Origin of the sequence: Limnohabitans sp. Rim8, assembly GCF_945901735.1 — a bacterium.
GTDB lineage: Bacteria > Pseudomonadota > Gammaproteobacteria > Burkholderiales > Burkholderiaceae_C > Limnohabitans_A.
The window spans coordinates 1-20483 of the sequence record NZ_CAMDLM010000003.1 but is presented as its reverse complement, the minus strand read 5'-3'; the positions used below and the strand labels follow the sequence as shown (position 1 = coordinate 20483).

At 61.3% G+C, this 20483-nt stretch carries 18 protein-coding genes; 5 read left to right on the top strand and 13 right to left on the bottom strand.

The window, feature by feature from the left end; all coding sequences use genetic code 11:
- Nucleotides 1-3: 3 nt before the first annotated feature.
- From Q0O99_RS02425 to Q0O99_RS02415, 3 genes are all read right to left on the bottom strand, one after another.
- Nucleotides 4-1185, bottom strand: a complete 1182-nt coding sequence (locus Q0O99_RS02425) for an isovaleryl-CoA dehydrogenase (RefSeq protein ID WP_293748174.1) — start codon at nucleotides 1183-1185, stop codon at nucleotides 4-6.
- Nucleotides 1186-1284: 99 nt separating this feature from the next.
- Nucleotides 1285-1659 carry a PaaI family thioesterase gene (locus tag Q0O99_RS02420; protein WP_293748410.1) on the bottom strand — a complete coding sequence of 125 codons (375 nt, stop codon included), beginning with the start codon at nucleotides 1657-1659 and terminating at the stop codon, nucleotides 1285-1287.
- 180 nt (nucleotides 1660-1839) lie between these two features.
- Nucleotides 1840-2244: a MerR family DNA-binding transcriptional regulator gene (locus tag Q0O99_RS02415; protein WP_293748172.1), complete on the bottom strand. Its 405-nt coding sequence runs from the start codon at nucleotides 2242-2244 to the stop codon at nucleotides 1840-1842.
- A gap of 129 nt (nucleotides 2245-2373) precedes the next feature.
- On the opposite strand from Q0O99_RS02415, the gene Q0O99_RS02410 reads away from it, so the two are divergent.
- Complete coding sequence (locus tag Q0O99_RS02410; protein WP_293748170.1) at nucleotides 2374-3525, top strand: MBL fold metallo-hydrolase; 1152 nt, start codon at nucleotides 2374-2376, stop codon at nucleotides 3523-3525.
- 182 nt (nucleotides 3526-3707) lie between these two features.
- Here the strand turns inward: Q0O99_RS02410 and Q0O99_RS02405 are convergent, their stop codons facing one another.
- From Q0O99_RS02405 to Q0O99_RS02370, 8 genes are all read right to left on the bottom strand, one after another.
- On the bottom strand, nucleotides 3708-4658 hold the full coding sequence (locus Q0O99_RS02405) for a M48 family metallopeptidase (protein ID WP_293748168.1): 951 nt from the start codon (nucleotides 4656-4658) through the stop codon (nucleotides 3708-3710).
- A gap of 17 nt (nucleotides 4659-4675) precedes the next feature.
- Nucleotides 4676-5425: a 1-acyl-sn-glycerol-3-phosphate acyltransferase gene (locus tag Q0O99_RS02400; protein WP_293748166.1), complete on the bottom strand. Its 750-nt coding sequence runs from the start codon at nucleotides 5423-5425 to the stop codon at nucleotides 4676-4678.
- The gene (gmhB, locus tag Q0O99_RS02395; RefSeq protein WP_293748164.1) at nucleotides 5422-6018 is read right to left on the bottom strand and encodes a D-glycero-beta-D-manno-heptose 1,7-bisphosphate 7-phosphatase; all 597 of its coding nucleotides are present in this window, start codon (nucleotides 6016-6018) and stop codon (nucleotides 5422-5424) included. Before gmhB ends, Q0O99_RS02400 begins: the two co-directional genes overlap by 4 nt.
- A 37-nt stretch (nucleotides 6019-6055) precedes the next feature.
- Nucleotides 6056-8194 (bottom strand): glycine--tRNA ligase subunit beta, encoded by a 2139-nt coding sequence (gene glyS, locus Q0O99_RS02390; RefSeq protein WP_293748162.1) that lies wholly within the window; start codon nucleotides 8192-8194, stop codon nucleotides 6056-6058.
- Between the two features lie 10 nt (nucleotides 8195-8204).
- Nucleotides 8205-9110 carry a glycine--tRNA ligase subunit alpha gene (glyQ, locus tag Q0O99_RS02385; protein WP_293748408.1) on the bottom strand — a complete coding sequence of 302 codons (906 nt, stop codon included), beginning with the start codon at nucleotides 9108-9110 and terminating at the stop codon, nucleotides 8205-8207.
- A gap of 69 nt (nucleotides 9111-9179) precedes the next feature.
- Nucleotides 9180-10760, bottom strand: coding sequence for an apolipoprotein N-acyltransferase (lnt, locus tag Q0O99_RS02380; protein ID WP_293748160.1), 1581 nt, complete (start codon nucleotides 10758-10760; stop codon nucleotides 9180-9182).
- Nucleotides 10757-11683 carry a CBS domain-containing protein gene (locus tag Q0O99_RS02375; protein ID WP_293748158.1) on the bottom strand — a complete coding sequence of 309 codons (927 nt, stop codon included), beginning with the start codon at nucleotides 11681-11683 and terminating at the stop codon, nucleotides 10757-10759. Before Q0O99_RS02375 ends, lnt begins: the two co-directional genes overlap by 4 nt.
- 72 nt (nucleotides 11684-11755) lie before the next feature.
- Complete coding sequence (locus Q0O99_RS02370) at nucleotides 11756-12508, bottom strand: GNAT family N-acetyltransferase (RefSeq protein WP_293748156.1); 753 nt, start codon at nucleotides 12506-12508, stop codon at nucleotides 11756-11758.
- A 159-nt stretch (nucleotides 12509-12667) separates the two neighbouring features.
- On the opposite strand from Q0O99_RS02370, the gene Q0O99_RS02365 reads away from it, so the two are divergent.
- The gene (locus tag Q0O99_RS02365) at nucleotides 12668-14353 is read left to right on the top strand and encodes an AMP-binding protein (RefSeq protein ID WP_293748154.1); all 1686 of its coding nucleotides are present in this window, start codon (nucleotides 12668-12670) and stop codon (nucleotides 14351-14353) included.
- Nucleotides 14350-15273 carry an MBL fold metallo-hydrolase gene (locus tag Q0O99_RS02360; RefSeq protein WP_293748152.1) on the top strand — a complete coding sequence of 308 codons (924 nt, stop codon included), beginning with the start codon at nucleotides 14350-14352 and terminating at the stop codon, nucleotides 15271-15273. Before Q0O99_RS02365 ends, Q0O99_RS02360 begins: the two co-directional genes overlap by 4 nt.
- 73 nt (nucleotides 15274-15346) lie before the next feature.
- On the opposite strand, the gene Q0O99_RS02355 is transcribed toward Q0O99_RS02360, so the two are convergent.
- Together Q0O99_RS02355 and Q0O99_RS02350 are read right to left on the bottom strand one after the other, a co-directional pair.
- Nucleotides 15347-17056 carry an amidohydrolase family protein gene (locus Q0O99_RS02355; protein WP_293748150.1) on the bottom strand — a complete coding sequence of 570 codons (1710 nt, stop codon included), beginning with the start codon at nucleotides 17054-17056 and terminating at the stop codon, nucleotides 15347-15349.
- 4 nt (nucleotides 17057-17060) lie between these two features.
- On the bottom strand, nucleotides 17061-18035 hold the full coding sequence (locus tag Q0O99_RS02350) for a tripartite tricarboxylate transporter substrate binding protein (protein WP_293748148.1): 975 nt from the start codon (nucleotides 18033-18035) through the stop codon (nucleotides 17061-17063).
- Between the two features lie 418 nt (nucleotides 18036-18453).
- Here Q0O99_RS02350 and Q0O99_RS02345 point away from each other — a divergent pair, with 418 nt between their 5' ends.
- A complete protein-coding gene (locus Q0O99_RS02345; RefSeq protein WP_293748146.1) occupies nucleotides 18454-18921 on the top strand; it encodes a DUF2924 domain-containing protein in 468 nt (155 codons plus the stop codon).
- The gene (locus tag Q0O99_RS02340; RefSeq protein ID WP_293748144.1) at nucleotides 18918-20336 is read left to right on the top strand and encodes a recombinase family protein; all 1419 of its coding nucleotides are present in this window, start codon (nucleotides 18918-18920) and stop codon (nucleotides 20334-20336) included. The genes Q0O99_RS02345 and Q0O99_RS02340 overlap by 4 nt, the downstream gene beginning before the upstream one ends.
- The last annotated feature ends 147 nt before the right edge of the window (nucleotides 20337-20483 follow it).

The following is a 20483-nucleotide window of genomic DNA, read 5'->3' as shown; positions in this document are numbered from 1 at the left end:
GCTTCAGCAGGTTTCGGCAAACAGCTCGCGGCCGATCAGCATGCGGCGGATCTCTGAAGTGCCCGCGCCGATTTCGTACAGCTTGGCATCGCGCCACAAGCGGCCCAGCGGGTATTCATTGATGTAGCCGTTGCCGCCAAAAATCTGCACGCCCTCACCCGCCATCCAAGTGGCTTTTTCGGCGGTCCACAAAATGACGCTGGCGCAGTCCTTGCGCACCTGGCGCACATGCTCCACACCCAACAAATCAAGGTTTTTAGCCACGGTGTAGGCGAAACTGCGACCCGCTTGCAACACGGTGTACATGTCGGCCACTTTGCCTTGGATCAGCTGAAACTCGCCAATGCTCTGGCCAAACTGCTTGCGATCGTGGATGTAAGGGATCACGTTGTCCATGACAGCCTGCATGATGCCCAGCGGGCCACCCGTAAGGACAGCGCGCTCGTAGTCCAGGCCGCTCATCAGCACCTTGGCGCCGTTGTTCAGGCCACCCAAAATGTTCTCGGCGGGCACTTCCACGTTGTTGAACACCAGCTCACCCGTGTGGCTGCCACGCATGCCCAGCTTGTCGAGTTTTTGCGCGATGGAAAAACCTTTCATGCCTTTTTCGATCAAAAAGGCCGTCACGCCGCGTGCGCCCAATTCGGGCTCGCTCTTGGCGTAGACCACCAGGGTATCGGCATCGGGGCCATTGGTGATCCACATCTTGGAGCCGTTGAGCAGGTAGTAGCCGCCCTTTTCCTCCGCCTTGAGCTTCATGCTCAGCACGTCCGAGCCCGCACCGGGCTCTGACATGGCCAAGGCGCCCACATGCTCGCCGCTGATCAACTTGGGCAGGTACTTGGCGCGCTGCTCGGGCGTGCCGTTGCGCTTGATCTGGTTCACGCACAGGTTGGAGTGCGCGCCATAGCTCAAGCCCACGCTGGCCGAGGCGCGTGAGATTTCTTCCATCGCGATCATGTGCGCCAAATAGCCCATGTTCGCGCCGCCGTACTCTTCGCCCACGGTGATGCCCAGCACGCCCAGGTCACCCATCTTGCGCCACAGGTCCATTGGAAACTGGTCGCTGCGGTCGATCTCGGCAGCACGGGGGGCGATTTCGGCTTGGGCAAAGTCCCGTACGGCGTCGCGCAGGGCGTCGATGTCTTCACCGAGTTGAAAGTTCAGGCCGGGCAGGTTGTTCATGGGTTCTCCGTTGGGGGGTGAGCGTTGGGCGTTGGGCGTTGGGCGTTCAGGGTTGAATTTTCACGCTGAACGCTGAACGCTCAACACAAAACGCGCAAGTCAGTAAGTTTTAGGCACAGGCACCAGCGTCGACTGCATCACTGCGCAGTCCGAGCGTTGGCCGGTGTCGTCGATGTGCACCACCTCGGCCGTGGTCACGATGATGCGTTTGCCCGCCTTGGTGACGCGACCGGTGGCGCGAATTTCTCCGCCTTGAAAGTTGGAAAGAAAGTTGATCTTGTATTCCACGGTGGTGACTTCCATGCCCTCTGGCGAGACGGTCAGTGCAGCGTAACCGGCGGCAATGTCCGCCAGAGCGCCAATGGCGCCACCATGGTAGCCGCCTTGTTGCTGCGTGACCTTGTCGCTGTAGGGCACCGCCAGTTCAACCTGCCCGACCGTGGCCGACAACAGGCGCACACCCAAGTGGTTCATCATGCCCTGACGGGCCAGGCTCTGGGCAACACGCTCGTGGGGGGTCAGGGCTAAGGTCACATCGCATCCGGTGGTGAAAGTCAAGCTGAACTGTAATTGACGTTTACGTCAACGTCAACCAATAGCCGATGCCCAGCATGCCGGCAACATGGGGGTTCGGCACGGCCCAAACCGCGGGGATCAGCTGGCTGGAACGGCCTTGTTGGCCTTGTTCAGCAAATTGCGGGTCTCTTTTTCGTGGGTTTTGACTTCGTCCAGCGTCGCCTCCAGGTCGGCCAGCTGCGACTCCAGCTGTTGGCGGTGTTCGGCCAGCACCACGAGGAATTTTTTGAGCTGCGGCACCGTATCGCGAGGGCTGTCGTACATGTCGATCAGTCCCTTGGCTTCGTTGAGCGACAGGCCCAGCCGCTTGGCGCGCAAGGTGAGTTTCAAACGGGTACGGTCGCGGGCCGAATACACCCGATTGCGCCCCCCCGGGCCGGAACGCTCGGGTTCGAGCAAGCCCATGTCTTCGTAAAAACGAATGGCGCGGGTGGTCAGGTCAAATTCTTGGGCCAGATCGCTGATCGTGTAAGTGTTCGCCATGGCGTGGGGTCCTCACCGTCTTGCGCAAGGGGGACAGCCCTGCGAAAAGCCGCCTCCTAGAATAACGATTCATATTTGACGTTAACGTTAACGTCAATGGTCCAAATGCTAACCGAAACCCTCTGACGCATGTCCACCTTGCCCACTGACCGTGCCCTGGCAACGCCGCAAGCCTGCGTCACCCCACCCCCATTGCATTACCCCTTGGGTGAGCAACTGCCCTCTTCCGGCTCAACTGTGGAGGTGGCCCCAGGTGTTTTCTGGCTGCGCATGGGCCTGCCTTTTGCCCTCAACCACATCAACCTGTGGCTGCTGCGTGACCGCCTGCCCCATCCCACGCAAGCCGGCGTGATGCAAGAAGGCTGGACGGCGGTGGACTGCGGCATCGACAACCCTGCCACCCGAGAGGCCTGGCAGCAGATCGAAACGCAGACGCTGCAAGGCTTGCCGATACTTCGCGTGTTGGTGACCCACATGCACCCAGACCACATGGGCCTGGCCCATTGGTTGTGCGAGCGCTGGCAAGCCCCTTTGTGGATGAGCACCAGCGAATACCAGTCGGCGTTGCTCGCCTGCAGCGGGCTGTCCAATTTTGGCGGGGCCCCTACGGTGGCTTTTTTCACAGCGCATGGCTGGAACAAGCCTGACGAACTGACACAGGTGCAGGCCCGGGTCGGCTATTACCCCAGCATGGTGCCGAAAATTCCCCACGCTTATGTGCGCTTGATGGAAGGTGCGCGTGTGCGCATTGGCGACCGCTTCTGGCAGTGCATCAGCGGCTATGGCCACTCGCCTGAACACATGGCTTTGCTCGATGCACAGGATCAACTGCTGATCAGCGGCGACATGCTGCTGCCGTCCATTTCCACCAATGTCAGTGTGTACGCCATGGAGCCTGAAGGCAACCCACTGCGGTGGTTCCTGGACTCGCTGGACAAGATGGCGCAGCTGCCGGATGCCACCTTGGTGCTGCCCTCGCACGGACGGCCATTTCGGGGCGCTGCCGCGCGCATCGCACAACTGCAATCGCACCACGCCGAGCGCTTGGCCGAGTTGCTGAGCGCCTGCACAGTGCAAGCGCACTGCGCCCACGAACTGCTGCCCGTGCTCTTCAAACGCCCCCTGGACGTGCACCAAACCACCTTCGCCCTGGGCGAAGCCGTGGCTCACTTGAACCTGTTGTGGCTGTCCGGTCAAATGCAGCGCGAACGCGGGGCCGATGGTGTGCTGCGGTTCAGCACCAGCCCATCGGGCGTTGACGGTCCGATGTATCTCCCGTAGGTCGGGCCGTCACGGTTCGATGCATCCCCGGTCGGGCTTTCACGGTCCGATGCATCCTCGTAGGTCGGGCCTTGATGGTCCGACATTTGTTCGCCTCGCGAAGCGACATGTTCAAACGGCAGGGGTCCGCGCACATCTCGTCGGAGCTAAAGGCACCGACCTCCGGGGTCACGCTGATCGCCTCAATCTTCTTTAAGGTCCAACGGTGCCTGGCGCAGGGCTTTGCGACGCTCTGCGTAGTCGGGCATGACCTCGCCCACGGTTTCCCAAAAGCGGGGGCTGTGGTTCATCTCGCGCAGGTGCGCCAGTTCGTGCACCACCACGTAGTCGATCTGGCTGATGGGCAAGTGGATGAGCCGCCAATTCAGGCGGATGTGACCATCGACGCGGGCGCTGCCCCAGCGCGTGCTGGCGCTGGACAGGCTGAGCTTTTGCCAACGCACGCCCAACAGGGGTGCAAAGTGGTGCAGGCGCTCTTCAAACAAGGGCTTGGCCTGCTTTTTGAGCCAAGCCTGCGCAGCATCGCGCACCTGGGTCACCGAGGCACCGGGCGGCACCGTCACGGGCAGCACCTGCTCGGGTGCCAAGTCTTGTCCACGCACGCGCCCCACACCGCGCTCGAGCACACACAGCTGCACGGTACGTCCCAAAAACGGCACCTCGGCCCCGTGCTGCCACTCGATGGCTTTTTGAAACTGCTCGGTCTGCCGCTCTTTGAATTGCTGCAACTTGGCCACAATCCAGGCGCCTTTTTCCTGCACCGCGGCATCCACCTCGCGCAAAGTCACCCAGTTGGGCGCACGCACCACCAAACCATCGGCCCCCACCAAAAAGCCAATGCTCTTGCGGCGCGAGCGTTCAAAACGGTAAGACACCGTGACGCCCTGCAGCTGGGCGTGGCGGTTGGCGGCGGGGTGGGTGAAGCCCAAACAACGGTCCTCTGGCTGAGCCAAAGGCGTTTCTTGATCCCCTGTGCTGGGGACTGACGCAGAAGGCGAAGAAGGTGAAGCAGGTCCAGATGAAACATCCGGCACACGCGCATCTGCTGTGGGGGCGACCGAGGCGGACGGTGCGGGCTGCACCGGGTCACCCCCGGTGAAAAAGTCCAGCACAAACTGCAAAGGCGCGCGCATGCTTCGCCCAGCCTTGGTCATTGCCCGGAGGCAATGGGGTAAGCCTCGGGGTCAAGGCGGTGCATTTCAGATTCGATCCAGGACTCGACCTCTTGCATCAACTCGTCGGCACTGCGGCCTTCGCTCGGAATGGCGCGGCCGATCGAGATGTCCACCACCCCGGGCTTTTTGACGAAGGCCCGTGTCGGCCAGCAACGCGCCGAGGTGACGGCGATCGGGATGACCGGCACACCGGCTGCAATGGCCAGGCGCGCACCGCCGCTTTTGTACTCGCCCTTTTGGCCCCGCGCAATGCGTGTGCCTTCGGGGAACATGATCACCCACACCCCCTCGGCCATCAGCCTGCGGCCTTGCTGGACCACTTTGGCAAAGGCACGCGAGCGCTGCTTGCGGTCAATGTGGATCATGTCCATGCGCGCCATGGCCCAGCCAAAGAATGGCACATGCAGCAACTCTTTTTTGAACACATAGGCCAGCGGGTGCGGCATGATCGCGGGCATCACAAAGGTCTCCCAGGTCGACTGGTGCTTGACCAATAAGACGGCTGGGTCCTTGGTGCCGGTGGGCAGGTTCTCCATGCCCTGGATGCGGTTTTCGATGCCCAAAATCCAGGTGCCGCTGTTCACCGCCAGGCGCAACCAGCCCGCGCAAATCCAGTACAGCCGCGTGCTGCTGACAAAGTAAGAGATAAACACCACGAACAGGGCCCAAGGGATGACGGTGATGGCCATCCATAACACATGGACCAGAGAGCGGATGAAGTTCATGTGGGCGTTGTTGTCAAAGCTAAGCGCGAGCCCGATCCCGAGCCCAGCAAATGATCGACACAGGCGGCCAGATCGGCATGCACCTGTGTGCCGACCGGAAAACCTGGCGGCAAAGCTTGCCCCAGCCATTCGGGATGGCGCCCGCTCAGCAACAGGTGCGGCACGCAACCCACCACCTCGGCCACCTGCATGTCGCTCAGGCTGTTGCCAATGCAGGGCACACCGGTCAGGTCCACGCCATAGCGTTCGGCAATTTGCAAGAAAAGACCTGGCCAGGGTTTGCGGCAACCACAGCCCTCATCGGCCGCATGCGGGCAATAGAAAAAGGCATCGATGCGCCCGCCCACCACCGCCAGTTTTTTAATCAGGTGGCTGTGCACGGCATTGAAGGCGGCCATGTCAAACAGGCCCCGACCCAGGCCCGACTCGTTGGTCGCCAGCACCACATGAAAACCCGCGTGGTTCAGGCGGCTGATCGCCTCCAGCGCGCCGGGCAAGGGCTCCCACTCGTCTGGCGATTTGACGAACTCGTCCCCCATGCGGTTGATGGTGCCGTCGCGGTCCAGAATGACGAGTTTCAAGTGGGTGTTCATGCGCGCTTGGGGAAGGCAACTTGCTCGGGTCGGTCGATCAAGCCGCCAGACGCGACAAGTCGGCCACGCGGTTCATGGCCACATGCAGCGACTTGAGCAAGCCCTGACGGTTCAGGCGCAGGTCCATGGCTTCGGCGTTGACCATGACGTCGTCAAAGAAGGCATCCACCGGGGCGCGCAGCGCGGCCAGGGTTTGCAAGCTGGCGGTGTAGTCGCCTGCTTTGAATTGCGCCTCGGATTCGGGCAGCAGCCTTTGCATCACGGCATACAGGCCTTTTTCGGCGTCTTCTTGCAGCAGCGCGGGGTTGACGTGGGCGTCCACCTCACCGGCTTTCTTCAGGATGTTGCCGATGCGCTTGTTGGCCGCAGCCAAAGCGGGGGCTTCAGGCAAGGCAGCGAAAGCGCGCACAGCCTGAAGACGAGTGGGAATGGATGACCACTGGCCCAGCTTTTGCGCGAAAATGGCGGCATCAACTTCAGCGATTGAAAACCCGGCCTCACGAAAGTAACCGCGAAGTCGTTCGACCAAAAACTCGTCCAACTCGACGCTCTTGTCTTGGACCACAGCAGCCGGAAAGGCGGTGAGGGCTTGACGGGTCAGCTCGAAAAAATTGAGCTTCAAGCGGGCTTCGACCAACATCCGCACCACGCCCAATGCATGACGACGCAGCGCAAACGGGTCTTTGTCGCCCGTGGGCACGTTGCCAATACCGAACATGCCGACCAGGGTTTCGAGTTTGTCGGCCAGCGCCACGACCAGGCCCACGTGGTTGCGCGGCAACTCGTCGCCTGCAAAACGCGGCTTGTAATGGTCTTCAATGGCCTCGGCCACTTCGGTGGAAAGGCCATCGTGTCGAGCGTAGTAGCCGCCCATGATGCCCTGCAGCTCGGGGAACTCGCCCACCATGTCGGTCAGCAAATCGGTCTTGGCCAAACGTGCGGCCTGCTCGGCTTGTTTGGCCAGCAGATCACCGCCCACTTGCTGGCCAATCGCCTTGGCAATCGCGCAGACACGCGCCATGCGCTCACCTTGCGTGCCCAGCTTGTTGTGGTAGACCACCTTGGACAGGCCTTCAACGCGCGACTCGAGCGTCTTTTTGCGGTCTTGGTCAAAGAAGAACTTGGCATCGGCCAGGCGCGGCCGCACCACGCGCTCGTTGCCGCCGATCACCAAAGAAGCGTCGTCGGGCGTGATGTTGCTCACCACCAAAAACCGGTTCGTCAGCTTGCCCGAGGCATCGATCAACGGAAAATATTTCTGGTTGGCCTTCATCGTGAGGATCAGGCACTCTTGCGGCACGCCCAAGAACTCCTGCTCAAATTGGCAAATCAACACATTGGGCCGCTCCACCAGCGCCGTCACTTCGTCGAGCAGGGCCTCGTCCTCAATCGGCTGGCAACCGCCACCGACTTTGGCCGCAGCGGCTTGCAACTGGCGCACGATTTCGGCGCGGCGCTCGGCAAAACTGGCGATGACCGAGCCGTCGCGTTTCAAAGCCTCGGCGTATTGATCGGCATGTGCCAACACCACGGGCGAAACCTTGGCCTCAAAGCGGTGGCCTTGGGTGCTGTTGCCCGCGGTCAAGCCCAGCGCTTTGACCGGCACCACGGTGCTGCCGTGCAGCGCGATCAGGCTGTGCGCGGGGCGCACAAAGTTCACGCTGCTCCAGCCGGGCAACTCACAGTCGGTTTCCAACTGGTACTGCATAACTTTGGGAATCGGCAGCTTGACCAGCGCTTCTTCCAAAGCGTTTTGCAGGCCTGCTTGCAGCGAAGCGCCTTTGACGATGCTGTCGTAAAACAGGGCTTCGGCTTTGCCATCGGGCGCACGCTTGAGGGCGGCCACGGCCGCAACCGGGTCGCTCACGTCAGCACCCAGGGCTTGCAGTTTTTTCAGCAGCGCGGGCGTGGCGTTGCCAGCCGCATCCAGGCCCACGGCCAGGGGCATCAGTTTTTGCTGCACGGCCTTGTCGGCACCTTGTGCCAGTACACCGGTCACATGCGCAGCGAGGCGGCGGGGCGAGGCAAAAGCCGTCACCACCGCGTCGGCCGCAGCCAGGCCCTGGGCCTTGAGTTGTTCAGCCAGCACGGCCGAAAAAGCTGCGCCAAGTTTGTTCAGCGCCTTCGGGGGCAGCTCTTCCACAAACAGTTCCACCAGCAAATTTTGTGTCGTCATGTCGTGATCCTCAGGCGGCTTTCTTGGGCATTTGGGCAACCCATTCACGCGGGGCCATCGGGAAGTCCAGACGTTCGCGGCTCTCGTAATAACTCTGCGCCACGCTGCGGGCCAGGTTGCGGATGCGGCCGATGTAGGCGGCGCGCTCGGTGACGCTGATCGCGCCACGCGCGTCCAGCAAGTTGAAGGTGTGCGCGGCCTTGAGCACTTGCTCGTAGGCGGGCAGCGCGAGCTGCTGAACGATCAGGTTCTGGGCTTGTTTTTCGTGGGCACTGAAAGCGGTGAACAAGAAGTCGGCGTCCGAGTGCTCAAAGTTGTAGGCCGACTGCTCTTGCTCGTTTTGCAAATACACGTCGCCATAACTCAGGGTTTCGGTCCACTTCAGGTTGTAGACGTTGTCCACGCCCTGCAAATACATGGCCAAGCGCTCCAGCCCATAGGTGATCTCGCCGGTGATCGGCTTGCAGTCGATGCCGCCCACTTGCTGAAAGTAGGTGAACTGCGTGACTTCCATGCCGTTCAGCCACACCTCCCAGCCCAGACCCCAAGCGCCGAGTGTGGGGTTTTCCCAATCGTCTTCGACGAATCGGATGTCGTTTTTCTTGAGGTCAAAACCCAGCGCTTCCAAGCTGCCCAAATACAACTCCAGGATGTTGCTGGGCGCGGGCTTCAAGACCACTTGGTATTGGTAGTAATGCTGCAGGCGGTTGGGGTTTTCGCCGTAGCGGCCATCTTTGGGGCGGCGGCTGGGTTGCACGTAGGCGGCTTTCCATGGCTCGGGGCCGATGGCCCGCAAGAATGTGGCGGTGTGGCTGGTGCCCGCGCCGACTTCCATGTCGTAGGGCTGAAGCAAGGCGCAGCCCTGGGCATCCCAGTACTGCTGCAATTTGAGAATGATCTGCTGGAAGGTCAACATGGCCGAAGCGGAGCCAGCAGCGAGCTGGCCTGAGTTGGATGGGCGCAAGCTTTGCGCGAACCCTTGATTTTACGGCCTTTGCCGCTTCCAAAAAGCCCAAGCCACGACCACACAGCACAGCGCCCACAGCGGCGCCAAACCCCAGGCGCTGGCCCAGCGGGCAAAGGGCGTGAGGCCATCACGCCCTTCAAAAGTGCCCGTCAGACTGCCCCGGGTAAAGCGTGGCAACTGGTCGGTCACGCGTCCGGTGTGGTCAATGATGGCTGTAGCCCCGGTGTTGGTGGCGCGCAGCATGGGGCGGCCCAGCTCGATGGCCCGCAGGCGCGAGATGTTCAGATGCTGGTCCACCGCCAGGGTGTCGCCAAACCAGGCGATGTTGCTCACATTCACCAAGGCCGTTGGCGCGCTGGCCGGGTCCTTGAAGCGGATGGCCAGCTCTTCGCCAAACAGGTCTTCGTAACAAACGTTGGGAGCCAAGCGCTGGCCCTGCCAGGCCAGTGATGGCTGGTCCCATCCACCCGATTTGAAATCGCCCAAAGGAATGTTCATCATGCGGATGAACCAGACAAAACCCGGCGGCATGAACTCGCCAAAAGGCACCAGGTGCGACTTGTCATAGCGGTAAGGGGCAGCGCCCTCAGGCCCCAATGCCACCACCGAATTGGTGTAGCCCTCGTTCAGGCTGCCCAAGGGCAGGCCCACCAAGGCCACAGGTCGGCCCGGCTGGGCGAAATGCGCCTGCAAACCAGACCAGTACCCGTCTGGCAAATGGTGCGGCAGCAGGGGAATGGCGGTCTCAGGGGCCACCACCAAGGCTTGCTGGCTGGCGCGCAACTGGGCGTCGTACCACTGCAGCGCATCGCGCACGCCACTGGCAGCCTGGAACTTGTCGGTCTGCGAAATATTGGCCTGCAGCAATTGCACCTGCCCCAGACCTGCAGAGGTGGTGAACACCGGTCCGAAAGCCTGCAAAGCCCATGCCGAGAGCCCCACACCCAGCAAGGGCCTGAGCGCCCCCAGGCGCCAGCCCGTCAACGCCAGACGCATCGCCAGCCAAGCCGCGATGGCCCCCATGCCGTACACGCCGACCCATGGCGCGAAGGCCACCAAGGCGCTGTCGACATGCGCGTACCCACCGGCCCCCCAAGGAAAACCGGTGAGCCAGCGCCCGCGCATGAGTTCGGCCAAAGTCCACAAAGCGGCAAAAAGGACGCTGGCCAAGCCAGGCCGTCCCGTCCCCAAGCCCCGCGCCAGACTCACCCACAGGGCCGAAGCAGCGGCGTAATACAGCGCCAGCGCCGCTGCCAACGTCAAAACGGCCAGCACCGCCAAAGGCGCAGGCAAACCGCCCACCTGGTGCATGGACACATACAGCCACCAAAAACACCCTACCAGCCAGGCCGTGGCAAACACGCCGCCAAACCAAGCCGCCTTCTTGAGGGTATGGGCCCCACGGCCTTGCGTGAAGGGTCCGCGGGCTTGGTGTGCCATGCGGGCCAAGCCCGTCGCCAAGAGGGTCAAACTCACAATCTGCAACCAACCCAAGGCATGACCACTGCCCGGCCAGGCCATGGACGCGGCCTGCGCAGCACCTGCCAATGCAGGCCAAACAGTCTGCCAACCCCGCTCGCGTGGCTGCCCATCGCTCATTCGGCGGGCCCCAGTGCAGTCGCGTTGCTTGCGCTGCCGGGCTGGTCGCTGCCCACCGCGGGCAAGGGAAACACCTTGAACCAGCGCACCGCACCCGCGCGCGTGTGCAAGACGACAAAACGCAACCCCGCCAGCTCGAAGCTTTCGCCGCGGTGCGGCACATGGCCCATCTCGTGGGCGATCAGCCCGCCCAGGGTGTCGAAATCGTGCTCGTCTTCGGCCTGCCGCGCCTGCCTCAAATCCACGCCAAAAGCCTCGTCCACACGCTCGATGGCGGTGTCGCCGCTGACCCTGAAGCTGCGGTCGGGCAAGCCAAAAATATCGCCCGCATCTTCGGCAATGTCGAATTCGTCCTCGATCTCGCCCACAATTTGCTCGAGCACATCTTCGATGGTGATCAGCCCGGCTGTTCGCCCGTACTCGTCGATCACGATGGCCAAGTGGTTGCGGTTGTCTCGGAATTGCCGCAACAGATCGTTCAGGCCCTTGCTCTCGGGGACAAACACCGCAGGGCGCAACAAGGCGCGAATGTTCAACTCGGGCGCACGCTGCAATTTGAGCAGGTCTTTGGCCAACAAGATGCCGATGATGTTGTCGCGCTCACCCTCGTAGACCGGAAAGCGCGAATGCCCGGTGTCGATCACCTGGTGCAGCAACTCGTCCACGGGGTCTTCGATGTTGAGCAAGTCCATGCGTGGCGCGGCCAACATCGCATCGCTTGCGGTCATGTCGGCCATGCGGATCACACCCTCGATCATCAAGCGGCTCTCGGTGTTGATGATCTGGTTGTCCTCGGCCTCGGCCAAGGTCTCGATCAGTTCGTCGGTCGAGTCGGGTCCAGGGTGAATGAACTCCGCGAGTTTTTGCAGGAAACTCCGCTTGTCTTCGCGCTCGGCGTGGCGCGCGGGGTGAGGGTCAGACACGGTCTAGGCTTGCAGGACATGCTGTAGTGAACGAACTGCAAGGATAGCGGATTTGGATGAACAACGGCCCAATCAAGGCCCGCGCGTGCTGTGGCGTGCATCGCGCACGCCCTGGCGGACCTGTTGCACCGTGTCCAGCCACTGGCGAAACTGGTGGGCCTGCATTTTGAGTTGGTAGTCCAACTCCGCCATTTGCTCTTGCATCAGCCCGTTGAGCTGGCTGTCCAGGGTGGCATCTGGCATGGACAGGTAAGCCTCGCTTTCGCTGCCATCGCGCTGCACCACGGCACCGGCATGGCGTGCGATCTTGAGCATGGCCACGTTCTCGCTCAGCGCATGGATGAACAACAGGTTCACCCCCTGGTTGCGGGCGTGCATCACCGCATGCGCAAACAGCTTGGCCCCCAGGCCTTTGCCACGCTGGTGCGGTGACACCGTGACACCAAACTCAGCGCAGGTGGCCCATTGCGGGTCGACCGAATAGGCCAGGTGCGCCATCGCCACCAACTCGAGGCGGCGGTTGAAGACCCCGAAAATCTCGTCTCGCTCAAAATTCAGGCCCTGCACATAACGCTCAATTTGTTCGTCGGTGGCGGCATAGCCAAAGCGCAGGTAGCGGTCTGCGCTGGGCAGGGCCCGCAAGTGGCGCGCGATGCGTGGCTTGTGACGCGGCGACAGCGTGCGAATCGGCACCCAGCTGGCACTCTTTCGGGCCACCCCTGTCGGCGCCAACGGCACCGCATCGGCTACGCCGAACCCACTTCGCCACAGCTGTCGAAGCATGGAAGTGAGTTTTTTAGTACGCGAATCAGAGGGGGTGCTCATGTTAAAACCTAGGGTTAACCCCATTGTGCGCCCTTTTGCCTGGCCCCGGCTCACACGGGTTTTGTCGCCTGTGAGACCGCCAAGACCTCCTCTCAGGAATTGCCCTGTGTCGGCCCCGGCGGGAGCTGGTGACAATGCAAGCCTACAGGAGAACAGCGCATGGACCGTATCTGGCTCAAGAATTACCCGCCCGGTGTGCCCCACGACATCGACACCACCCAATACAAAAGCCTGACCGACTTGCTCGAGCGGTCATTCCGAGAGCATGGCAACAGCCCCTTTTCGGTCTGCATGAACCGCTGGATGAGCTACAAACAGCTGGACGAGTTGTCCACCGCCCTGGGGGCTTGGCTGCAAAACAAGGGCCTGGAGCCCGGCAGCCGGGTGGCCATCATGCTGCCCAACTTGCCCCAGTTTGCCGTGACCATGGCCGCCATTTTGCGGGCGGGCTACACCTGCGTGAACGTCAACCCTCTTTACACAGCGCGTGAGCTGGAGCACCAACTCAAGGACTCTGGGGCCACGGGCATCGTGATTCTGGAAAACTTCGCAGCCACCTTGCAGGACGTGATCGAGCGCACCGCTGTGCAGCATGTGGTGCTGGCGTCGATTGGTGATTTGCTGGGCCCCATCAATGGTCGCTGGTTGAGCTTTGCCGTGCGGCACCTGGCCAAAATGGTCCCCCCGTTCGAGCTGCCCCTGAGCGGCGGGCGCACCGTCACCCCGTTCAACAAAGCCATCGCCCAAGGCCGCGGCCTGAACCTGCGCCCCACAGCGCAGAGCATGGACGACACCGCTTTTTTGCAATACACGGGCGGCACCACCGGTTTGTCCAAAGGCGCTGTGCTGACCCACCGCAACGTGGTGGCGGCCATCTTGCAGGCCGAAGGCTGGTTTTCGCCGGCCTTGGCCGACATCCCCGATTTGCGCCAGGTGAACAACGTGGCCGCGCTGCCTCTGTACCACATCTTCGCGCTGACCCTGTGCCTGTTGGCCATGCGACAAGGCTCCTTCCTCACGCTGGTGCCCAACCCACGAGATTTCGCCAAGTTCATCGACGTGCTCAAGCAGCGCCCCTTCCATGTGCTGCCCGGGGTGAACACGTTGTTCAACGCCATGATGCATCACCCGATGTTCAAGACCATCGATTTTTCCTCGCTCAAGCTGACCCAGGCGGGTGGCATGGCTGCGTCCGAAGGCACGGCCCGCCACTGGCAAGCCGCCACGGGCAGCGCCATGATCGAGGGCTGGGGCATGAGTGAGACCTGCGCCATCGGCACCAACAACCCGGTCACGCAAAAGACCTTCAGCGGCAACATTGGCCTGCCGCTGCCGGGCATCGACGTCGCCATCAAGGACGACGAGGGCCAAAGCCTGCCCCTGGGCAGCTCGGGCGAAATTTGCATTCGCGGCCCCAACGTCATGACCGGGTACTTCAACCAGCCCGAAGAAAATGCCAAGACTTTCACGGCGGACGGTTTCATGCGCACCGGCGACATCGGCATCATGGACGAGCAAGGCTACAGCCGCATCGTGGACCGCAAAAAGGACATGATCATCGTCAGCGGCTTCAACGTCTTCCCCAGCGAGCTGGAAAATGTCATCTCGACCTGCCCTGGCGTGGTCGAATGTGCGGCCGTGGGCATCCCCGACAGCATGCAAGGCGAAACCATCAAGGTGTTTGTGGTGCGCAACGACCCGATGCTGACCGAAGAGGCCGTGTCGCGTTTTTGTCTAGACAAGCTCACCGGTTACAAACGGCCCAAGTACATTGAGTTTCGCGACGAGCTGCCCAAATCCAACGTGGGCAAAATCCTGCGCCGCGACCTGCGCAGCGCCAAATGACCCCACCGAGCGCCCTGCCCCCTGGCGTGCACGTGTTCGAGCGCGGCTGGTTATCGGCCAACAACGTGCTGATGCTGGACGCGCACAGCGCCACCTTGGTCGACAGCGGCTACGTCACCCACCAAGCCCAAACCCTGGCCCTGGTCCAGCACGCCCTGCAAGGCCGCACGCTGGACCAGCTGGCCAACACCCATCTGCACAGCGACCACTGCGGCGGCAACCGCGCCCTGCAAGCGCAGTACCCGGCCCTGAAAACCTGGATACCGCCGGGCTTGGCGCAAGCCGTGCAGCATTGGCGCGAAGACGAGCTGAGTTACCAACCCACAGGGCAAAACTGCCCCGCGTTTGCCTTCACCGGCTTGCTGCAACCGGGCCACACCCACCGCTGGGCCGACATGGACTGGCAAGTGCACGCGGCCCCCGGGCACGACCCGCACTCGGTCATCTTGTTCGCCCCCGAACACCGTTTGCTGATGTCGGCCGATGCGCTCTGGCAAAACGGTTTTGGCGTGGTGTTTCCAGAGCTGGTGGGCATCGACGCCTTTGACGAAGTGGCCCAAACCCTGGACCTGATCGAGCGGCTCGACCCCGCCACCATCATCCCGGGCCACGGCGCCGTGTTCACCGAAGTGGCCCCCGCGCTGGCGCTGGCCCGCAGCAAGCTCGAAGGTTTTGCGCACAACCCCGAGCGGCACGCACGCTATGGCACCAAGGTCCTGCTCAAGTTCAAACTGCTGGAGTGGGGCCAAATTTCCAAAGCCGAATTCAGCGCCTGGGCCATGAACGTGTCTTACATGCGCGAACTTCACCAGCGCTTTGGCCAAGGCCACAGCCTGAACACCTGGCTGGACATGATACTGGCCGAGCTGGCGCGCAGCGGGGCCATGCAAGAGCTCGATGGGGTCTTGCACGACGCCTGAACCCCAAAAAAACCCACAGCCTCTGACGAAACTGTGGGGTGACGGTGGTGGACTGTTTTGGGCTCAGGCCAACTCAGACCACAGAATGGGACCGCTGCCGCAGCAACTTGCCTGCCGCATGCGCCTGCGACCCCAAGCGCTGACCGTTGACAAAAACCGCTTCAACGCCGATGGCCCGGCTGATCAACCGGTCTTGTCCTGCAGGCAGGTCATAGACACGCTCCAGAGGGCCGGCACCGACACGATCAGGGTCGAAGACCACCAGATCGGCAGGCAGTCCCAAGCCCACCCGCCCACGGTCATGCAAGCCAAATACATCGGCCGGGTGCGAGGTCAGACGCCGCACCGCCTCTTCCAGACTCAAAGCACCGAGTTCACGAACCCAATGGCCCAGCAAGTAAGTGGGATGGCATGCGTCGCACAACTGGCTCATGTGCGCGCCGCCGTCGCCCAGACCCAGCACCACATGGTCGTCGGCCAATATCTCGCCGACTTCACTTTCATCAAAATTGAGCAGGGCAATTCGCCAGCGCATTTGCAAATCACTGGCCAAGGCCAGATCCAGCATCAGGTCGACCGGGTCCACCTGCCGCTCCTGCGCCAGATCGACCAGCTTGCGCTCGAGCAGGCTGGCATCGTTCGTCCCAGAAATCACCATCTCACGGAAAGATGACCTTCGCGTGTCGCCTTCAGCCTCTTTGCCGGCAAACCAAGCGTCGTCCGGCCCGCGACCGGCGACCTGTCGCTTCAGCCGGGCACGAAACGCCGGATCTGCGTAGACCGCACGCCGCTGCGCCTCGTCGTCCGCCAGGCGCACCGACTCGAAGGAGGCCCAGGTGTCAAACACCACGGGTGAGCGAAAGTCAAACTCAAACTGTATCGGCCGACAAGCGCCTTGGGCGTGAATAGGCAGGCCCTTCAATCGTTGCTGTGCGGCGCGTTCGAGCTGCAGACGGTGCGAGCCCGGTCCCAGCGAGCCAGCCAGCAGCGAAGTCCACACCACGGGCCGGCCGCTGACTGCGTAGAGCTGTTCATAGGCCCCCCAGAGTGGCTCGCGCCCGACGTTGTAATGGATCAATCCGTGGCCGGACTCGCCGACCGCGCGTGCGAGCTCCAGCATTTCTTCGAAGTCGGCCAGACGACTCGGCACGGGTCTGCCCGCATAGCCCACATGGACCTTGGAGACCGAAGTAGCAAAGCCAACGGCGCCAACGTCCATGGCCTGGCGAACCAGTGTTTTCATCTGGGCCACCTCTGTTGCGCTGGCCGCACGCGTCGTGGCCTCGTCCCCCATCACCCACAGCCGCACCGGCGTGTGCCCGACCATCACCGCCACATTGATGCCCAGCGCAGTGCGCTCGAGCAAGTCCATGTAGTCAGGAAAGGTCTGGAATGGCCAAGGACTGCCCAGCCCCTCCTCCAGCGCCGATAAGCTCATGCCCTCGACACGCTCCAGCGTGCGCAAGATCAGGTCACGGTGCTCGGGGCGGGTCGGCGCCACGCCAAAACCGCAGTTGCCCATCACGACGGTGGTCACCCCGTGCCAGGGTGAGACCGTCAGCTCGGGGTCCCACAGGACCTGGGCGTCATAGTGGGTGTGGATGTCCACAAAGCCCGGTGCCACCACCAAGCCCTGCGCATCGAACGTCTGGTGCGCCGCACCGAGCCCGTCCCCAAGCGCGACGACACGGCCGTCCTTGATGCCCACATCGCTTCGGTGCCGCGGTTTGCCGGTGCCGTCAATCAGCATCCCGCCGGTGATTTTCAGGTCGAAGTCAGGCATGGTTTCACTCCACCTTCACGCCCGTAAATTCGATCATTCGGCGCCAGTAATCGAGATCGCCGCGCTGTCGCTCGGCCAGTGCGTCGGGGCTGCTGCCGATGGGGTCGAAGCCCAGGGTCTTCCAACGCTCCATCGATTCAGGATGTCGCAAAGCCTTGTTGATTTCTGCTGACAACCGCTCAGCGACAGGACGCGGCGTGCGGGCCGGCGCAAAAACGCCATACCAGCCCTCGATCACAAAGTCTTTGAACCCGGCTTCCACCATGGTCGGCAGGTCGGGGGCCGCCGGTGAGCGCTTGGCGCAAGTCTGGGCCAATGCACGCACCTTACCGGAGCGCGCCAAAGGCAAGGACGAAGGCAAGTTGTCAAACATGAAACTCAGGCGACCCGCAAGTAGATCCGGCATGGCAGCACCGCTGCCTTTGTAGGGCACATGGATGGCTTTGACGTTGCTGTTTCGCAGCAGCAGCTCAGCAGCCACATGCTGTGAACTGCCCGCAGCGGCCGTACCGTAACTGGCTGCACCGCCCTGCCGCGCCATCCAGTCCACCAGCTCACGCACATTGGTGGCCGGAACGCTCGGCGGCACGACCAGCGCCAGGCAGGCGGTGCCGACCAGCGTCAAGGGTTGGAAGTCCCGAATCGGGTCGAAGGCCATGTTGGGAAAAAAGATCAGGTTCGACGCGTGCGTGCTTTGTGTGCCAAAGACGAGCGTGTAACCGTCTGGCGCGGCACGGGCTACGAACTCCGAGCCAATGGCTCCCGATGCGCCCGCACGGTTTTCCACCACCACGCTCTGCCCCAGTGATTCAGCCAAACGTGCAGACAGCACCCGGGAGATCGAGTCGGTTGGCCCACCAGGGGCGAAGGGAACCACCCACTTGAGCGGTCGGTTGGGCCAGTCGGACTGCGCATTGGCACCAAAAGCCGCCGCCATCATGGCAACAGCGGCAAGAGCGGATCTCATGAAAATGGACATCAGGCGATTTCCTTTAGGGCTGGACAGGGTGACAGGGGGAGCATTCGAGTGTGAATGGCCACAGTGATACTACAGCTTTTATCAATTTTGAAGCAGCGCCAGTTCCCCCTCACACCCATAAATGACGGTGGGTTGGGCTGCGTGGAAGGCTGTGAGGGTTGAGCGGAGGGTGGTTTTTTGAAACGCAGACTTTTTTCCATCCGCGTGTCGCTCACTCTCTAAATACTTGGGGGAGTGCTGTGGCTGCGTCATTCAGCAAGCCTCACAGCGTGTAGCAAGTAGGAGCAGCGTTGGGCGAGCGTGTATTACGCTGAAAACCAAAAGAAAAACCCCACAGCCTCTTGCGAAACTGTGGGGTGTATCTGGTGGGCCAGAAGAGCGTGAATGCAAACACCGATCACTAACAAGGAGTTTGCATATGACGACACACGCACAACCATCAAAAACCATCTCGGTCGCAGCACAGGTCGGGCAGCTGGCACACCTGTCAATGCGCGAAATCTGGGCTCTATGGGATGAGCACTTTGACGAGAGACCGCAGCACCATCATCGGACTTGGCTTGAGTCCCGCCTGGCATACAAGATTCAAGAAAAAGCATTCGGATCTCTCAAGCCAACGACGCGAAGAAAGCTGGAGGAAATCGGCGAAACAGGGCTACTGCCCAAGCGCATGCAAGGTGATGCAGATCGCTTGCTGCCTGGCACGATGCTCACCCGCTTTTATGACGACCAGGAGCATAAAGTCGTTGTGCGTGGCGTGCGCGATTTTGAATATCGGGGGCAGCGCTTTAAAAGCCTGTCGGCGATTGCACGCCTGATCGCGGGTTGCCCTTGGTCGGGACCTGCCTTCTTCGGATTGAAGTCCAACAAGAAGGAGGCTGCATGAGAACCGCACGAACAACAAACGCCGCTACCCCATCATTCATCTCAAAAAAGCGATGCGCCATCTACACGCGTAAGTCGACTGAAGAGGGGCTGGATCAGGAGTACAACAGCCTTGAGGCTCAACGTGATGCGGGCCTATCGTTTGTGAGCAGCCAACGTCATGAAGGCTGGCTGGCGCTGGATGACACATATGACGACGGAGGATTTTCCGGCGGCAACATTGATCGACCAGGGCTCAAGCGTTTGATGCAAGACATCGAAGCCAAGCGTATCGACGTGGTGGTGGTCTACAAGATCGACCGCCTCACGCGTAGCCTGCCAGACTTCGCCAAGCTGGTGGAAGTGTTCGATCGCAACAACGTCTCGTTTGTCTCGGTCACGCAGCAGTTCAACACGACCACATCAATGGGGCGCTTGACACTCAACATTCTGCTGTCTTTTGCTCAGTTTGAGCGAGAGGTCACGGGCGAGCGCATCAGGGACAAGATTGCCGCCAGCAAAGCCAAGGGCATGTGGATGGGCGGAACGCCTCCACTCGGGTATGACGTCGTTGATCGAAAACTGGTCATCAACGAACGTGAGGCTAATCTGGTGCGAGACATATTCAGCCGGTACGCAGAGCACGGTTCGGCAGCGCGATTGGTTCGTGAACTGGATATCGAAGGTCACACCACCAAGTCATGGGTGACCCAGTCGGGTCAGCACCGAGAGGGGCGACCCATCGATCAGCAGTACCTGTTTTCCCTTCTGCGCAATCGCATCTACCTTGGGGAAATCAGTCACAAGGGCGAGTTCTATCCCGCGCAGCACGAGCCCATTGTGTCGTCGGAACTATGGGATCGAGTGCATGCATTTGTGAACCGACGCAAGCAAGGGCCGAGAGAGCGCAAGGAGGACTACCCAGCGCTATTGGGTGGGTTGCTGTTTGCGCCAGACGGGCAACGCATGATCCATCACTACACCAAGAAAAAGAATGGTCGGATGTATCGGTACTACGTGCCGTACTTGGAAAGGCGGCGCTCAGCTGGTGCAACGCAAGACGGGAAAACCAAGAGCCTGGGGGCTTTGCCTGCGGCGGAAATTGAAGGTGCAGTACTCAACGAGATCGAGCTGGCGCTCATGGAACCAGAGCCATTGATTGGTGTCTGGCGCTCATGCTTGCGCCACAGCGCAGGAGCAGATCTACAAGAAGAGCAGGTGGTGGTGTCCATGCGACGCATCGCGGATGTGTGGAAACAACTCTTCCCGGCTGAGCAGCAACGCGTTGCACAACTACTTATTGAGCGCGTGAACTTCAGGGATGGCAGCCTGGACATCCATTGGCGTGAGGATGGCTGGATCGGTCTGGATCCTGAGATCGTGGCCCACCCCTATGTGGAGGAAGCCAAGGAATATGCGAAGGAGGTGATGGCATGACAACAGAGGCTTATCAAGGCAACCCCAGGTTGCGCAGCGTGCGAATCGATGTCGACGGCAAGAGTTGTCAGTTCATGACCGACAGTCAAAGAGTGACGATGATCCCTCTCAAAATCCGGCGCAAGCAAAACAGAAAGCTGCTTACGC

Coding starts and splice junctions, on each gene's coding strand:
- Q0O99_RS02425 (WP_293748174.1), bottom strand. CDS start 1,185: ATGAACAACCTGCCCGGCCTGAACTTTCAACTCGGTGAAGACATCGAC.
- Q0O99_RS02420 (WP_293748410.1), bottom strand. CDS start 1,659: ATGAACCACTTGGGTGTGCGCCTGTTGTCGGCCACGGTCGGGCAGGTT.
- Q0O99_RS02415 (WP_293748172.1), bottom strand. CDS start 2,244: ATGGCGAACACTTACACGATCAGCGATCTGGCCCAAGAATTTGACCTG.
- Q0O99_RS02410 (WP_293748170.1), top strand. CDS start 2,374: ATGTCCACCTTGCCCACTGACCGTGCCCTGGCAACGCCGCAAGCCTGC.
- Q0O99_RS02405 (WP_293748168.1), bottom strand. CDS start 4,658: ATGCGCGCGCCTTTGCAGTTTGTGCTGGACTTTTTCACCGGGGGTGAC.
- Q0O99_RS02400 (WP_293748166.1), bottom strand. CDS start 5,425: ATGAACTTCATCCGCTCTCTGGTCCATGTGTTATGGATGGCCATCACC.
- gmhB (WP_293748164.1), bottom strand. CDS start 6,018: ATGAACACCCACTTGAAACTCGTCATTCTGGACCGCGACGGCACCATC.
- glyS (WP_293748162.1), bottom strand. CDS start 8,194: ATGACGACACAAAATTTGCTGGTGGAACTGTTTGTGGAAGAGCTGCCC.
- glyQ (WP_293748408.1), bottom strand. CDS start 9,110: ATGTTGACCTTCCAGCAGATCATTCTCAAATTGCAGCAGTACTGGGAT.
- lnt (WP_293748160.1), bottom strand. CDS start 10,760: ATGAGCGATGGGCAGCCACGCGAGCGGGGTTGGCAGACTGTTTGGCCT.
- Q0O99_RS02370 (WP_293748156.1), bottom strand. CDS start 12,508: ATGAGCACCCCCTCTGATTCGCGTACTAAAAAACTCACTTCCATGCTT.
- Q0O99_RS02365 (WP_293748154.1), top strand. CDS start 12,668: ATGGACCGTATCTGGCTCAAGAATTACCCGCCCGGTGTGCCCCACGAC.
- Q0O99_RS02360 (WP_293748152.1), top strand. CDS start 14,350: ATGACCCCACCGAGCGCCCTGCCCCCTGGCGTGCACGTGTTCGAGCGC.
- Q0O99_RS02355 (WP_293748150.1), bottom strand. CDS start 17,056: ATGCCTGACTTCGACCTGAAAATCACCGGCGGGATGCTGATTGACGGC.
- Q0O99_RS02350 (WP_293748148.1), bottom strand. CDS start 18,035: ATGTCCATTTTCATGAGATCCGCTCTTGCCGCTGTTGCCATGATGGCG.
- Q0O99_RS02345 (WP_293748146.1), top strand. CDS start 18,454: ATGACGACACACGCACAACCATCAAAAACCATCTCGGTCGCAGCACAG.
- Q0O99_RS02340 (WP_293748144.1), top strand. CDS start 18,918: ATGAGAACCGCACGAACAACAAACGCCGCTACCCCATCATTCATCTCA.